This window comes from Streptomyces sp. 11x1, from assembly GCF_032598905.1.
GTDB lineage: Bacteria > Actinomycetota > Actinomycetes > Streptomycetales > Streptomycetaceae > Streptomyces.
Genome location: NZ_CP122458.1, coordinates 3379088 through 3393835 on the forward strand (window position 1 = coordinate 3379088; position 14748 = coordinate 3393835).

13 protein-coding genes and 1 pseudogene are annotated in these 14748 nt (G+C 69.8%); 1 reads left to right on the forward strand and 13 read right to left on the reverse strand.

Going from position 1 to position 14748, the window contains the following annotated elements:
- Positions 1-8: 8 nt before the first annotated feature.
- The 10 genes from P8T65_RS14495 to rho all read right to left on the reverse strand — a co-directional run bounded on the left by P8T65_RS14495 (position 9) and on the right by rho (position 10629).
- Positions 9-680, reverse strand: coding sequence for a low molecular weight phosphatase family protein (locus tag P8T65_RS14495; RefSeq protein ID WP_037695368.1), 672 nt, complete (start codon positions 678-680; stop codon positions 9-11).
- Complete coding sequence (locus tag P8T65_RS14500; RefSeq protein WP_184899436.1) at positions 677-1324, reverse strand: L-threonylcarbamoyladenylate synthase; 648 nt, start codon at positions 1322-1324, stop codon at positions 677-679. The genes P8T65_RS14495 and P8T65_RS14500 overlap by 4 nt, the downstream gene beginning before the upstream one ends.
- A gap of 59 nt (positions 1325-1383) precedes the next feature.
- The gene (gene prmC / locus P8T65_RS14505) at positions 1384-2223 is read right to left on the reverse strand and encodes a peptide chain release factor N(5)-glutamine methyltransferase (protein WP_251829530.1); all 840 of its coding nucleotides are present in this window, start codon (positions 2221-2223) and stop codon (positions 1384-1386) included.
- A gap of 80 nt (positions 2224-2303) precedes the next feature.
- Positions 2304-3380 carry a peptide chain release factor 1 gene (gene prfA / locus P8T65_RS14510; RefSeq protein WP_215449021.1) on the reverse strand — a complete coding sequence of 359 codons (1077 nt, stop codon included), beginning with the start codon at positions 3378-3380 and terminating at the stop codon, positions 2304-2306.
- Positions 3381-3487: 107 nt separating this feature from the next.
- Complete coding sequence (rpmE, locus tag P8T65_RS14515; protein WP_028804216.1) at positions 3488-3709, reverse strand: 50S ribosomal protein L31; 222 nt, start codon at positions 3707-3709, stop codon at positions 3488-3490.
- Positions 3710-4073: 364 nt separating this feature from the next.
- Positions 4074-4757 (reverse strand): IS630 family transposase, encoded by a 684-nt coding sequence (locus P8T65_RS14520; RefSeq protein WP_316724412.1) that lies wholly within the window; start codon positions 4755-4757, stop codon positions 4074-4076.
- Positions 4754-5161 (reverse strand): helix-turn-helix domain-containing protein, encoded by a 408-nt coding sequence (locus tag P8T65_RS14525; protein WP_316731502.1) that lies wholly within the window; start codon positions 5159-5161, stop codon positions 4754-4756. The genes P8T65_RS14520 and P8T65_RS14525 overlap by 4 nt, the downstream gene beginning before the upstream one ends.
- Before the next feature lie 155 nt (positions 5162-5316).
- A complete protein-coding gene (locus P8T65_RS14530) occupies positions 5317-6462 on the reverse strand; it encodes an LCP family protein (protein ID WP_316725808.1) in 1146 nt (381 codons plus the stop codon).
- A gap of 222 nt (positions 6463-6684) precedes the next feature.
- A complete protein-coding gene (locus P8T65_RS14535) occupies positions 6685-8391 on the reverse strand; it encodes a trypsin-like serine protease (RefSeq protein WP_316731588.1) in 1707 nt (568 codons plus the stop codon).
- A 207-nt stretch (positions 8392-8598) separates the two neighbouring features.
- Positions 8599-10629 (reverse strand): transcription termination factor Rho, encoded by a 2031-nt coding sequence (rho, locus tag P8T65_RS14540; protein ID WP_316725809.1) that lies wholly within the window; start codon positions 10627-10629, stop codon positions 8599-8601.
- A gap of 137 nt (positions 10630-10766) precedes the next feature.
- On the opposite strand from rho, the pseudogene P8T65_RS47255 reads away from it, so the two are divergent.
- Positions 10767-10877, forward strand: a pseudogene (locus tag P8T65_RS47255) (hypothetical protein); the annotation flags it as partial.
- A 158-nt stretch (positions 10878-11035) separates the two neighbouring features.
- On the opposite strand, the gene thrB reads toward P8T65_RS47255, so the two are convergent.
- From thrB to P8T65_RS14555, 3 genes are all read right to left on the reverse strand, one after another.
- A complete protein-coding gene (thrB, locus tag P8T65_RS14545; protein ID WP_316725811.1) occupies positions 11036-11989 on the reverse strand; it encodes a homoserine kinase in 954 nt (317 codons plus the stop codon).
- A gap of 335 nt (positions 11990-12324) precedes the next feature.
- Positions 12325-13383, reverse strand: a complete 1059-nt coding sequence (gene thrC, locus P8T65_RS14550; protein WP_316725812.1) for a threonine synthase — start codon at positions 13381-13383, stop codon at positions 12325-12327.
- A 6-nt stretch (positions 13384-13389) separates the two neighbouring features.
- Positions 13390-14682, reverse strand: a complete 1293-nt coding sequence (locus tag P8T65_RS14555; RefSeq protein WP_220646529.1) for a homoserine dehydrogenase — start codon at positions 14680-14682, stop codon at positions 13390-13392.
- Between the last annotated feature and the right edge of the window lie 66 nt (positions 14683-14748).

A 14748-nucleotide genomic window follows, 5' to 3' on the forward strand; every position in this document is an offset into this window, starting at 1 on the left:
CACCCGGATCAAGCCCGAGCCGGCACCCCCGTCAGTGCCGTCACCACCGGATCCAGCGCCTGGTGTATCTCGTCGCCCACCGACCGGAAGAAGGGCAGGGGCGCGCCGTACGGGTCGTAGACCTCGTCGGCCTCGGCGGTCGGGGCGAGGAGCCACCCGCGTAGAGCCGCCGCCGCGCGGACCAGCGCACGCGCGCGGACGACCATGCCCTCCTCCAGGGGAGGCAGCGTGGTCGGGTCGATCGCGCGGACCAGCCGGGTGAACTCCTTCAGGGTGAAGGTGCGCAGCCCCGCGGAGTGCCCCATGGAGATGACCTGCGCCCGGTGGTCGCGGGTGGCCGTCAGCACCAGGTCGGCGCGGATGACGTGCTCGTCCAGCAGCTCACGCCCCGTGAAGCCGGAGGCGTCCGCGCCGAAGTCCGCGAGGACCGCCTCCGCGTTCGCCTCCATCGGCGCCCCCTCGTGCCCCCACGTCCCCGCGCTCTCGACGACCAGCCCGCCCCACAGCGGGTCGCCGAGCCGGTCCGCCAGGGCATGCCGGGTCAGCCGCTCGGTGATCGGCGAGCGGCACACGTTGCCGGTGCTGACGTGGAGGATGCGGAAGGTGTCCCGCGGCAGCCCCGTGAAGGTCCGCGTCTCTTCCCCGTCCCATATGCCACGCCCCGCGTCAGGGGCCGTCAATTCGCCACCTCAAGGTCGGGTACGACCTTGCGGAGCTCCTCCGCCGACAGGGCCCCGGCACGCAGCAGCACCGGCACCTTGCCCGTGACATCGACGATCGACGACGGTTCGTTGCTCGGGGTCGGCCCGCCGTCCAGGTAGACGGAGACGGAGTCGCCGAGCATCGCCTCGGCGGCGTCGCAGTTCTCCGGCGCCGGGTGACCGGTCAGGTTGGCCGAGGAGACCGCCATGGGGCCGACCTCGGTCAGCAGCTCGATCGCGACCGGGTGCAGCGGCATGCGCACGGCGACGGTGCCCCGGGTGTCGCCGAGGTCCCACTGCAACGACGGCTGGTGCTTGGCGACGAGCGTGAGCGCGCCCGGCCAGAACGCGTCGACGAGCTCCCAGGCCATCTCGGAGAAGTCCGTGACGAGGCCGTGCAGGGTGTTCGGGGAGCCGATGAGCACGGGCGTGGGCATGTTGCGCCCCCGGCCCTTGGCCTCCAGCAGGTCGGCCACGGCCTCCGACGTGAAGGCGTCCGCGCCGATGCCGTACACGGTGTCCGTCGGCAGCACCACGAGTTCGCCCCGGCGAATGGCGGACGCGGCCTCGCGCAGACCGGTGGCGCGGTCGGTCGCGTCGTTGGTGTCGTATCGCCGTGCCATCTAGCGAGCCTCCTCGTACACGTACTGCTGCTGGGGGGTTGTCGTCGGGCGCGTGCTCATCAGGGCAGCGCCTTGCGGGCGGTCGCGAACCGCGGCCGGTTGTTGAGGTCCGGGTGGTCGGCCGCGTCGGCCCAGCCCCGCTCCTCGGTGAAGATCCAGGGCACCTGGCCGCCCTGGGTGTCGGCGTGCTCGATGACGACGACACCGCCGGGGCGGAGGAGCCTGTGCGCCGTGCGTTCGAGGCCTCGGATCAGATCCAGGCCGTCCTCCCCTGAGAACAGGGCGAGTTGGGGATCGTAGTCGCGTGCCTCGGGTGCCACGTACTCCCACTCGGTGAGCGGGATGTACGGCGGGTTGGAGACGACGAGGTCGACCTGGCCGTCGAGGTCGCGGAAGGCGTCCAGGGCGTTGCCCTGGCGCAGGTCGACGCGGGAGCCCGCCATGTTCTTGCGGGTCCACGTCAGCGCCTCCTCGGACAGCTCCACGGCGTGCACGCGCGAGCGCGGCACCTCCTGGGCGAGGGCGAGGGCGATCGCGCCGGAGCCGGTGCACAGGTCGACGATCAGCGGCTCGACGACGTCCATCGCGCGGACGGCGTCTATGGCCCAGCCGACCACCGACTCGGTCTCGGGCCGGGGCACGAACACCCCGGGCCCGACCTGAAGTTCGAGGTAGCGGAAGTAGGCCCGCCCGGTGATGTGCTGGAGCGGCTCACGCTGCTCGCGCCGGGCGATGACCTCCCAGTACCGGGCGTCGAAGTCGGCGTCCTTGACGGTGTGCAGCTCGCCCCGCTTGACGCCGTGCACGAACGCGGCGAGCTCCTCCGCGTCGTTGCGCGGCGAGGGCACGCCGGCGTCGGCCAGGCGCTGGGTGGCCTGGGCCACTTCCGCGAGCAGCAGGCCGCGGGGGTTTGGGGGTCGCCCCCCAAGATGATGCTGCACGCAAGTCCTCCGTCGTACTCTTCGTGCCCGTAACGGCCCTACGCGGCTGCCAGCTTCGCGGCCGAGTCCGCGTCGACACAGGCCTGGATCACCGCGTCGAGTTCCCCGTCCAGCACCTGGTCCAGGTTGTAGGCCTTGAAGCCGACACGGTGGTCCGAGATGCGGTTCTCCGGGAAGTTGTACGTGCGGATCTTCTCGGAGCGGTCGACGGTACGGACCTGGCTGCGGCGGGCGTCGGCGGCTTCCTTCTCCGCCTCCTCCTGTGCCGCGGCGAGCAGCCTGGAGCGCAGGATACGCATCGCCTGCTCCTTGTTCTGCAGCTGGCTCTTCTCGTTCTGGCAGGAGGCGACGACTCCGGTGGGAATGTGCGTGATGCGCACGGCGGAGTCGGTGGTGTTGACGGACTGGCCGCCGGGCCCGGAGGAGCGGTAGACGTCGATCCGCAGGTCGTTCATGTTGATCTCGACGTCGACCTCCTCGGCCTCGGGTGTGACCAGCACACCGGCGGCGGAGGTGTGGATGCGGCCCTGGGACTCGGTGGCCGGCACGCGCTGGACGCGGTGCACGCCGCCCTCGTACTTCAGCCGGGCCCAGACGCCCTGCCCGGGCTCGGTGGCGCCCTGGCCGCCCTTGGTCTTCACGGCGACCTGGACGTCCTTGTAGCCGCCCAGCTCGGACTCGGTGGAGTCGATGATCTCGGTCTTCCAGCCGACGCGCTCGGCGTACCGCAGATACATCCGGAGCAGGTCGCCGGCGAACAGCGCGGACTCGTCCCCCCCTGCGCCGGCCTTGATCTCCAGGATGACGTCCTTGTCGTCGGACGGGTCCCGGGGCACGAGCAGCAGCCGCAGCTTCTCCGTCAGCTCCTCGCGCTGCTTCTCCAGGTCCTTGACCTCGGCGGCGAAGTCCGGGTCGTCCGCGGCGAACTCACGGGCCGTGTCGATGTCGTCGCCGGTCTGCTTCCAGGAGCGGTACGTGCCGACGATCGGGGTCAGCTCCGCATAGCGCTTGTTCAGCTTGCGCGCGTTGGCCTGGTCCGCGTGGACCGACGGGTCGGCGAGCTTCTTCTCCAGGTCGGCGTGTTCCCCGACCAGTTCCTCGACCGCCTCGAACATCTTCTCCGGCTCCCTGTACGACGTACGACGTTGTGAGTGGGCTGCACCGCAAAGCGCCGGTCCCGACGCCCCCGATGGGGGCGCCGCGGACCGGCGCTGGGGGCTCGCTACTTCTTGGCAGCGGCAGCCTTGCCGAAGCGGGCCTCGAAGCGGGCCACGCGGCCACCGGTGTCGAGGATCTTCTGCTTGCCCGTGTAGAACGGGTGGCACTCGGAGCAGACCTCGGCACGGATGGTGCCGCTCTCGATCGTGCTGCGGGTGGTGAACGACGCGCCACAGGTGCAGCTGACCTGCGTCTCGACGTACTCGGGGTGGATGTCGCGCTTCAAGGTGTCTCCTAGTTTCGGGAGGGCGCCGGGTCGCGTCCGCGGGGTGCGAGCGCGTGAACCGGAGCCGACGTACCAGTCTGCCAGCACTGGCGTCATCTCCCAAAACCAGGGGGTGCCGCCAGGTATTCCCCCGGGCTTTCATCGACTGCGGGCAGCCGTGCCGCTGGGGCGATGGGGGCACCTCCCGCTCGAGCGAAGCCGAGAGTGGGGGAGGGTGGGCGCAGGCGGCACCCTGTCAGCGCCGGTAAGCGCCTCCTGGTCCCGGCCGGCCGTGCCACGGGGTGCCTCGTCAGCGCCGTACGCGACCGCAGGGCCGTCGTGGCTTGTCGCGCAGTTCCTCGCGCCCCTAGTAGATTGTCGCGGCTTAATTTCGTCGTGTGGTTGGGTAGAGGTGGCGCAGTTTCACGCGTGCGTCGTCGGTGGTGAAGTGCCAGTCGACTTGGCGCTGGTTGCTGTTGGTGTGCTGCTGCCAGGCGGCGAGTTCGGTGTTGAGCACGGTGAGGTCGTCGATGCGGCGGTCCAGGCACTGACGGGTGAGCGCGGAGAGCTCGATCTCGGCGATGTTGAGCCAGGACCCGTGTTTGGGGGTGTGGTGGATCTCCAGGCGCTGGGCCAGCGCGAAGGCCTTTGCCGGGTCGAACGCCTCGTAGAGCGAGGCGGTGGTGTGGGTGTTGAGGTTGTCCATCACCAGCACGACCGTGGCGGCGTCGGGATAGTCCACGGTCAGCAGGTGCTCGACCTGGTGCGCCCAGTCGACCCTGGTCCGGCGGGACTGCGCGTCCACGCGCCGCCATCCGCGCAGCGGCTCGACCCAGCAGAAGATCGAGCAGGTCCCCGAGCGGACGTACTCGTTGTCCTCGCGCCGGTCACGGCCCGGCCGCGCGGGGAGCGGATCACGGACGTGGCCGAGCAGCTGGTACGGCTTCTCGTCCATGCACACCACCGGGCGCGCCGGGTCGAAGGGCCGGTGATAGACCGCCAGGACGTCCTCCATCGCCGCGGCGAAGGCCGCGTTCGCGGCCGGCGGGATGGTCCAGCACTTCTTCACGTGAGGGCGCAGTTCCGTTTTTTTAAGACCCGCCCGATCGTGGAGTGGTCCAGATCCGGGATGTCCTCGGCCAGCGCGACGTGCTTCTCCAGCAGGCGCAGCGACCAGCGGGCGTGTCCTTCGGGCGGCGTCGAGCAGGCCAGCGCAATCAGTCTTGCCTCGACCTCGCCGGTCACCGGGGAGGGCACCGGCGGCAGTGCGCGTTCCTTCCGGCCGACCGTGGCCCACACATCGCCGCCGGTCTCCGCATACCGCTTCGAGATCAGGCGGACCGAATCGCACGAGACCCCGACCCGCTCCGCGATCACCGCCCGCGGAGCGACCTCGCCGGCCGAGGTGTCCAACGCGAGCAGCACCCGCGCCCGCCTGATCATCGACGCGCTGCGGACCCCCGTCGTCGTCACACGCTCCAACGCCCGACGGTCTTCGGCACTCAAGACAACCGGATACTTCTTCTGCGAGGACACAGCACCCCCTGCCCGGCCGGACGGAAGCATCAAGCGAAGCCTGCCCGACACCAACTCCACCAACCATAACGACACTTAGTCGCGACAGTCTACTAGGTGCCGGCCGTCACCACGCCCTCCGCGGCCCCCGTCGCCGTCCCCTTCGTCGCCGACTTGGGGATCGCCTTGTCGGCCTTCAGCGCAGCCCAGACCCGCTTCGCCTTCGCCTCGTCCACCAGCACCCGGTTCAGGTCGTCGGGGTCGTACTGCACCGGCATCGTGACCATGGTCATGTTCTTGGAGCTGATGCCCTTCAGACCGTTCGCGAAGGACGCGAGGTCCTTGACGTCCTTCAGTTCGGAGTCGGTGGTCACCGCGTCGGTCGCGGTGTCGGCGAGATCGTAGAGCTTCGTCGGGTTGCTGAAGATCCCGACCGACTTGACCTGCTCGATCAGCGCCTTGATGAACGCCTGCTGGAGCTGGATGCGCCCCAGGTCCGACCCGTCGCCCACCCCGTGCCGCGTCCGCACGAGCCCGAGCGCCTGCTTGCCCGTGAGCGTGTGCTCCCCGGCCTTGAGGTTCAGATGGCTGTCGGGGTCCTTGATGTCCTTGGTGGTGGTGATGGGCACCCCACCGAGGACGTCGATCAGCTTCTCGAAGCCCGCGAAGTCCACCTCGATGTAGTGGTCCATCCGGATCCCGGTCATGGACTCGACGGTCTTCACCGCACACGCCGCGCCGCCCGTCGAGTACGCGGAGTTGAACATCGCGTACGAGGCCGCCGGGTGCGCCGTACCCTTCGCGTCCGTGCACTCGGGCCGCTCGACGAGGGTGTCGCGGGGGATGGAGACCACGCTGGCCCGCTTGTGGCCCTCGTAGACGTGCACGACCATCGCCGTGTCGGAGCGGGCACTGCCGTCGTCGACGCCGCCGCCCAGCTTCTTGTTGCTGCCCGAACGAGTGTCGGAGCCGAGGAGCAGGATGTCCTGCGAGCCGTTGTCGACGTCGAGGGGCCGGTCGGTGCCGAGGGCCTGGTTGATGTCGACGCTCTTGATGTTGCCGTTGAGCTTGAAGTAGAGGTAGCCGATCCCGGTGCCGCCCAGCACCAGGACGCCCGCTGCGGTCCAGACGACAGCGAGCGCCGCTCTGCTGTGCCCGTCGCGTGTCTTGCGGCGACGGCCCTTGGCCGCGCGGTGGCGCGGGCCGGTGGTGCCGGTCTTCCCCGGTATGCCGGCGTCCGGCGTGCTGTCGGCGGACATCTGCTCCTCGTTCTCTCTCCGGTCGGTTACCCCCTGCGCTCAGGCCCAGGCCTGTCGGGTCGGACGCGGCCGTGCCACGGCGTCGCCGCTCCATGACCGGTCCGCCCGGTCAGACGGGATATGCCGGGAAAGGGTTGCACAACGAACGGTGCCCATCGCGCAAAGCACGATGGGCACCGTGTGTGACGGATGAGCCCGGCGGGACCGGGCTCACCTGGTGTTTCAGCCGAGCAGGTCGTACTGGGCGTAGCTGGTGCCGACCGAGACGCGTGTGCTGAAGATCTCGCTCGTGGCCTTGCCGGTGCCCTTGTAGAGGTACATCGTGCCGGACGGCTTACGGGCCAGCAGGTCCGCCCTGCCGTCGCCGTTCACGTCACCGGGAGTGATGAGCGTGTTGTAGGCGCTCCAGTCCGAGCGGACCTTGATCCGGGTGGCGAAGGCGCCCGTGCCGGACTTGCCGGTGCCCTTGTAGAGGTAGACGTTCGAGCCGGTCTTGGTGCGCGCGATCAGGTCGGCCTTGCCGTCGCCGGTGAAGTCGCCGTGGCCGAGCACCGCGTTGTACGTGTTCCAGCCCGTGCCGACCTTGACGCGGGTCGAGAACGCCCCGTTGCCCTTGCCCGGGTAGATCCACAGGGCGCCCGCCGAGTCGACCGAGAGCAGGTCGGGCAGCGCGTCGCCGGTGACGTCACCGGGGGTGAGGATCCGGGTGCGGGTCTTCCAGTTGTCGAAGATCTGCGTGGTCGACCAGGTCTTGGACGAGGGCACGTACCGCCGCCAGAAGACGTCACCGTCGGAGGAGCGGCGCAGGACGTAGTCCTGGTAGCCGTCCCGGTTCAGGTCGGTCTGCTGGACCAGGTTGTAGCCCTTCCAGCTGCCCTCGGCGGTCAGGGCCTTGCGGTCACCGAGCTTGGAGCCCGTGGAGGCGCGGACGTAGCCCTTGCCGGTCTCCTTGTTGCGCAGGAAGACGTCGGCCTTGCCGTCCCGGGTGATGGCGGCGTCGTCGACCCTCGGGTAGACCGCACCGACGTAGGTGCTGACCTTGGCGAAGACCGGGTAGGCGCCCTTGTACACGCAGTCCTCGACGCCCCATGAGACGACGCCGACGACCTTGCTGTTCACGACGAGCGGGCCACCGGAGTCACCGTTGCAGGTGGCGGTGGTCGTGGCGTCGGTGCCGCCGGCGGGCTTGCCCGCGCAGACCATGTGCCCCTTGACGAACCAGGGGCTCCAGGTGTTCGCGCAGGTCGTGTCGCTGACGATCGGCAGGGTGGCCGTCTTCAGCGTCTGCGAGATGTCCTGGTTGGTGGAGCTGGTACGGCCCCAGCCGTAGGCCCTGGCGCTGGTGCCCGCCGCGTACGAGGCCGTGTCGCCGGACGTCGTCATCTTGATCGGCGTGGCCTTGACGGGGGCGGACAGCGTGAGGACCGCGACGTCGTTGTCGATCGCCTCCTCGTCCCACGAGGAGTGGTTCCACTGGCGCGAGACCTTGCTGGGGGTGCCGCCGTGGTAGTCGAGGTGGTCGAGGCTGCCGTCGGACTTGTAGACGGCCGTGGGCAGCTGGTCGGTGCCGGTGACGACCTCGCCGTACTTGACCCAGTTGTAGTGATTCTTGTCGACGCAGTGCGCGGCGGTGAGGATCTTCGTCGGCGAGACGACCGTACCGCCGCAGAAGAAGCCGAGGTCCTGCGTCGGGTCGTAGTACCAGAGCTGCGCCATCCAGGGCGCGTTGGCGATGGTCGTCTCCGAGCCGCCGATGATCTGGGCGGACGGCTTCATGCCGCTGTCGCTGTCGCTGTCCGTGCTCGCGGTCGACGACGGCTCCCGCGTCACGGCCACGGTGTCGTCCGCCGCCATCGCCTTGGCGATGCGTACATCCGCCTCGTCCGGTGTCGAGGTGCTGTCGGCGCCGGCCGCGCTCGCGGACGACATCAGTAGCGTCCCGGCTATCGCGGCGGCTATGGCTCCGGACACAGGTCTGGCCACTCAATTCCCCCCTGGGAGTGCATGGATTGATCAGATTGATCAGATCGTGCAGAAACTGATCGTGGAAGACCGTGATCGTACACGTGTCGCATACAGAAAACTGGGGCCACCCTCACAAAGAGGGTGGCCCCAGCGTTTGCAGAGGTACGAGACCTAGTCGCCGTTACCGGGCGTGGGCGTCGTCTTCTGGATCTGCATCAGGAACTCGATGTTCGACTTGGTCTGCTTCATCTTGTCGAGGAGCAGCTCGATGGCCTGCTGCTGGTCGAGCGCGTGCAGCACCCGGCGCAGCTTCCAGACGACCGCCAGCTCCTCGTTGCCGAGCAGGATCTCTTCCTTACGGGTACCGGACGCGTCCACGTCCACCGCCGGGAAGATGCGCTTGTCGGCGAGCTTGCGGTCGAGCTTGAGCTCCATGTTGCCGGTGCCCTTGAACTCCTCGAAGATCACCTCGTCCATGCGGGACCCGGTGTCCACCAGGGCGGTGGCGAGGATGGTCAGCGAACCGCCGTCCTCGATGTTCCGGGCCGCACCGAAGAAGCGCTTCGGCGGGTACAGGGCGGTCGAGTCGACACCACCGGACAGGATGCGGCCGGAGGCCGGCGCCGCCAGGTTGTAGGCACGGCCCAGACGCGTGATCGAGTCGAGGAGCACGACCACGTCGTGGCCCAGCTCGACGAGGCGCTTGGCACGCTCGATGGCGAGCTCGGCGACCGTCGTGTGGTCCTCGGCCGGGCGGTCGAAGGTCGAGGAGATGACCTCGCCCTTCACCGACCGCTGCATGTCGGTGACCTCTTCCGGACGCTCGTCGACGAGGACGACCATCAGGTGGCACTCGGGGTTGTTGTGCGTGATCGCGTTGGCGATCGCCTGCATGATCATGGTCTTACCGGTCTTCGGCGGGGCCACGATCAGACCGCGCTGACCCTTACCGATGGGCGAGACCAGGTCGATGATGCGGGTGGTGAGCACGCCCGGGTCCGTCTCCAGACGGAGGCGGTCCTGCGGGTACAGCGGCGTCAGCTTGTTGAACTCGGGACGGCCGCGCCCGGAGTCGGGCGCCATGCCGTTCTGGGAGTCCAGGCGGACCAGCGCGTTGAACTTCTCGCGGCGCTCGCCCTCCTTGGGCTGACGCACGGCACCGGTGACGTGGTCGCCCTTGCGCAGGCCGTTCTTGCGGACCTGGGCGAGGGAGACATACACGTCGTTCGGGCCGGGCAGGTAGCCCGAGGTGCGGATGAAGGCGTAGTTGTCGAGGATGTCCAGGATGCCCGCGACGGGGATCAGGACGTCGTCGTCGGCGAGCTGCGGCTCGGGGGCGCCCATCTCGTCACGGCCACGGCGGCCACGACGGTCCCGGTAGCGGCCGCGACGGCCACGGCGTCCGCCGTCGAAGTCGTCGTCGTCCTGCGGGCCGTTGTCACGCTGACGGTCCTGACGGCCGCCGCCCTGCTGCTGGCCCTGCTGGCCGCGGTCGCGCTGCTGCTGGCCGCCGCCCTGCTGATCGTCGCCCTTGCCTCGGCGGCCGCGGTCGCCGCGCTCACCGCGGTCCCCACGCTCGCCCCGGTCACGGCCACGCTCGCGGCGACCCTGACGGCCCTCGCCGCCCTGGTCACCGGCGTCGGCCCTGGTCTCGGCGGGCGCGGCCGGGGTCTCGGCCTTGGGCTCGCTCTTCGCCTCGGCGGCGACCGTCTCGGGGCTGCCCGCGTCGGCGGTGGCACGGCGCCGACGGCGCTCAGTGGGCGCCTCGTCGCCACCGGCCGGCTGGCCGGGGATCTCGATCTGCTGCTGGGCCACGGCCTTCTCGGCCTTCTCGGCGGGCGCCGCGGCCTTCTTGGCGGTGGCGGTGGCCTTCTCGGCCGGGGCGGCATCGTCGCCCGTGCGCGCCTTCGAGGTGGCGCGGCGCTTCGGCTTGGTCTCGGCGGCGGCCTCGGCCTTCGCCGGGGCACCCCCGCCAGCCTGCGCCTCCTTGATGACCTCGATCAGCTGGCTCTTGCGCATCCGCGCGGTGCCCCTGATGCCGAGGCCGGATGCGACCTGCTGCAGCTCGGCCAGCACCATGCCCTCGAGGCCGGTGCCACGGCGCCGCCGGGAGCCGGCACCGCTGGCAGGCGCGGCGTCCGTGGCGGGCGCGGCAGCGGTGTCCTCGACACGTGCGCCCATCAGATCGGTGGTGTCGCTCACGAAGGGTCCTTCCCTGGAGCGGACGTCGGCCTTCTGGCTCGGCGACCGTTTGTGCTGTCCGGCTTCGGTCCTGTTCGGGTGGACCGTGCCGGGGCGGTGGTCCGCCAAAGGCGGCGGAGGGGAATTTCTGGTGATTCGGCGCTTTCCGGGCCGTGGCACTGATGTGTCTGTGTCACGCAGCTCGGCAACGCCGGTTCCGGAGCCTGCTCGGCAGACCGCTCAGTGCCTGCGTACGGCGTACAGCTTGACGTACGAAGCACAGTGCGGCTTGGGAGACTCCCGGAAGAATGGTTGTCCCGGACGGGGACGATAAGCACCTCGCCATGGCTGGGGCAGGTGCAGACTTGAGGTTAACACTACCGGATCCAACAAACATTCCCCCTCTCGAAATCCGGCAACCGCGCCCCTACGCGTCGCCGGTGTCGACGCCGTGTTCGGCGACGGTGGTGGTGAGCGGCAGGACGCACGCCCCTCGGGCGTCGAGGTCCAGCCGGTTCGCGGCCCATTCCGCACCCGCGAGATCGGCCACCTTGTCGGCGCTGGCCTCGTCGGCCAGGGCCAGGACGGTGGGTCCGGCGCCGGAGATGACCGCCGGGACGCCGTCGGCCCGCAGTCGCTCGACCAGGGCCGCGCTCTCCGGCATGGCGGGCGCCCGGTATTCCTGGTGCAGCCGGTCCTCGGTCGCGGGCAGCAGCAGCTCGGGGCGCCTGGTCAGGGCCTCCACGAGGAGGGCCGCCCGGCCCGCGTTGGTGGCAGCGTCGACGTGCGGGACGTTGCGCGGGAGCAGTCCGCGCGCCGTCTCCGTCAGAACCGGCTTCCCGGGCACGAAAACCACCGGAACGATGGAATCCGCAGGATCCATCCTGATCGCTCGCGCGGCGCCGCCCTCCATCCAGGAGAGCGTGAAACCACCGAGGAGGCAGGCCGCGACGTTGTCGGGGTGGCCCTCGATCTCCGTGGCCAGTTCGAGCAGCGCGGCGTCGTCGAGCCGGTTGTCCCCGCCTATGGTCACGGCGCGGGCGGCGACGATGCCGGCGCAGATGGCGGCGGAGGAGGAGCCGAGGCCACGGCCGTGCGGGATGCGGTTGGCGCAGACGATCTCCAGGCCCCGGGGCTGTCCGCCGAGCAGGTCGAAGGCGGTGCGCAGGGAGCGGACGAGCAGATGCCGCTCGTCGCGCGGGAGCGTCTCGCTGCCCTCCCCCGCGATGTCGACGTGCAGGCCGGAGTCGGCCACCCGGACGACCACGTCGTCATAGAGCCCCAGCGAAAGGCCCAGGGCGTCGAAGCCCGGACCGAGGTTGGCGCTGGTGGCGGGGACGCGCACCCGTACGGCGGCGGCGCGGAACGCTGGACCGGCCATCGCTCGATGACTCTCCTTGAGCTGCGAGATTGACGATTGTCGAATGACATTCGATTGGCGTTCGACAGGTACCTGGAACCCTGCGGCCGCTCAGGACGGCGCGGCGCCGCACCCTTGCGGGGCATATGCAGCGGGCGGGTTCACCACAGCCTATCGAAGGAAGGTTCTGTGGCGACATAGGGCGCACAGGAGGCGCACGATGCGTGTCGTAAGCCCCCTGTGCACCCCCTGTCGGGTCCTGTCAGGGTTATCCCCCGAGAATCGACATCTACGCGCGACTCCCAGGTCTTTTCGAACGGCTGGGCGAGAGGATACGCGAGCAGCCGTCCGTGTCGTTACGCGAGGCCGAGGCGCTCGGCCGCCGTGGCCGCGTCCACCGGGACCGTGACGGGCTGCGGGGCGCCCGCGACGGCCCAGTCGGGGTCCTTCAGGCCGTTGCCGGTGACCGTGCAGACGATGGTCTGGCCCGGGTCGACCTTGCCGGCCTCGGCGGCCTTCAACAGACCGGCCACGGAGGCGGCGGAGGCAGGCTCCACGAACACACCCTCCTGAGCGGCCAACAGCCGGTAGGCGCGCAGGATCTCACGGTCCGTCACCTCGTCGATGGCGCCGCCCGACTCGTCCCGCGCGGCCAGGGCGTACTGCCAGGACGCGGGGTTGCCGATCCGGATCGCGGTGGCGATCGTCGACGGGTCCTTGACGACCTCGCCGCGCACGATCGGCGCGGAACCGGAGGCCTGGAAGCCCCACATCCGTGGCGTCTTGGCGGCGATGCCGTCGGCGGCGTACTCCTTGTAGCCCTTCCAGTAGGCCGTGATGTTGCCCGCGTTGCCCACCGGCAGGACATGGATGTCGGGCGCGTCGCCGAGCATGTCCACGATCTCGAACGCGGCGGTCTTCTGACCCTCGATCCGCACCGGGTTCACCGAATTGACCAGCGCCACCGGGTAGTTGTCGCTCAGTTCACGCGCGAGGGTGAGGCAGTCGTCGAAGTTGCCGTCGACCTGGAGGATCTTCGCACCGTGCACCAGGGCCTGGCCCATCTTGCCCAGCGCGATCTTGCCCTGCGGGACGAGCACGGCCGAGACCATGCCCGCGCGGACGGCGTAGGCGGCCGCGGAGGCAGAGGTGTTGCCCGTGGAGGCACAGATGACGGCCTTCGCGCCCTCTTCCTTCGCACGCGTGATGGCCATGGTCATGCCGCGGTCCTTGAAGGACCCGGTGGGGTTCGCGCCCTCCACCTTGAGGTGGACCTCGCAGCCCGTGCGCTCCGAGAGCACCTGCGCGGGGACGAGGGGCGTACCACCCTCGCGGAGCGTCACGACCGGCGTGCTGTCGGAGACGGGCAGCCGGTCCCGGTACTCCTCGATGATTCCGCGCCACTGGTGGGTCATTGCTGGTTACTCTCCTTCAACCCGCATGATGCTGGCGACACCCCGCACGGTGTCGAGGTTGCGCAGCGCCTCGACGGTCCCGGTGAGGGAGGCGTCGGAGGCGCGGTGGGTGACGACGACGAGAGAGGCCTCGCCGTCCTTGCCCTGCTGCCGAACCGTATCGATCGACACGCCGTGCTCCGCGAACACGGTCGCCACCTGGGCGAGAACTCCCGGTTTGTCGGCGACGTCGAGGCTGATGTGGTAGCGCGTGACGACCTCGCCCATCGGCGAGACCGGCAGGGCGGCATAGGCGGACTCGCCGGGTCCGGTGGAGCCGGCGAGGCGGTTGCGGCATACGGCCACGAGGTCACCGAGCACGGCGGAGGCGGTGGGGGCACCGCCCGCGCCCGGTCCGTAGAACATCAGCTGACCTGCGGCGTCCGACTCCACGAACACGGCGTTGTAGGCGCCACGCACGGAGGCCAGCGGGTGGGTCAGCGGGATCATCGCGGGGTGCACGCGCGCGGTGACGGACCCGCCGTCCGCGGCCCGCTCGCAGATGGCGAGCAGCTTGATGGTGCAGCCCATGTTCTTGGCGGAGGCGAAGTCGGCCGCCGTCACCTCGGTCATGCCCTCGCGGTACACGTCGTCGAGGCGCACACGCGAGTGGAAGGCGATGCCGGCGAGGATCGCGGCCTTGGCAGCGGCGTCGAAGCCCTCGACGTCGGCGGTCGGGTCGGCTTCCGCGTATCCCAGGGCGGTGGCCTCGTCGAGGGCCTCCTGATAACCGGCGCCCGTGCTGTCCATCTTGTCGAGAATGAAGTTGGTCGTCCCGTTGACGATGCCCATCACCCGGTTGATCTTGTCGCCGGCGAGGGACTCGCGCAGCGGCCGGATCAGCGGGATGGCACCGGCGACGGCGGCCTCGTAGTAGAGGTCCGCGTCGTGGTCCCCGGCGGCGGCATGCAGGGCGGCGCCGTCCTGGGCGAGGAGTGCCTTGTTGGCGGAGACGACGGAGGCGCCGTACTCGAACGCGGTGGTGATGAGGGAGCGGGCGGGCTCGATACCGCCGATGACCTCGACGACGACGTCGATGTCCCCCCGTTTGACCAGGGCGGTCGCGTCGGTGGTGACGAGCGCCGGGTCGATGCCCTCACGCACCCGCGAGGGCCGCCGGACCGCCACACCCGCGAGCTCCACCGGGGCGCCGATGCGCGCGGCGAGATCGTCGGCGTGCGTCGTCATGATGCGCGCCACCTCTGAGCCGACAACCCCACAGCCCAGCAGCGCCACCTTCAGCGGACGCGTACGCATCATCCGACCTCGTTTCCTCACATACCGACATACCGAACACGGTGGGACCAGTCTCACTCACCGGACGGG

Coding starts and splice junctions, on each gene's coding strand:
- prfA (WP_215449021.1), bottom strand. CDS start 3,380: ATGTTCGAGGCGGTCGAGGAACTGGTCGGGGAACACGCCGACCTGGAG.
- P8T65_RS14500 (WP_184899436.1), bottom strand. CDS start 1,324: ATGGCACGGCGATACGACACCAACGACGCGACCGACCGCGCCACCGGT.
- P8T65_RS14535 (WP_316731588.1), bottom strand. CDS start 8,391: ATGTCGTCCGCGAGCGCGGCCGGCGCCGACAGCACCTCGACACCGGAC.
- thrB (WP_316725811.1), bottom strand. CDS start 11,989: ATGGCCGGTCCAGCGTTCCGCGCCGCCGCCGTACGGGTGCGCGTCCCC.
- thrC (WP_316725812.1), bottom strand. CDS start 13,383: ATGACCCACCAGTGGCGCGGAATCATCGAGGAGTACCGGGACCGGCTG.
- P8T65_RS14555 (WP_220646529.1), bottom strand. CDS start 14,682: ATGATGCGTACGCGTCCGCTGAAGGTGGCGCTGCTGGGCTGTGGGGTT.
- P8T65_RS14530 (WP_316725808.1), bottom strand. CDS start 6,462: ATGTCCGCCGACAGCACGCCGGACGCCGGCATACCGGGGAAGACCGGC.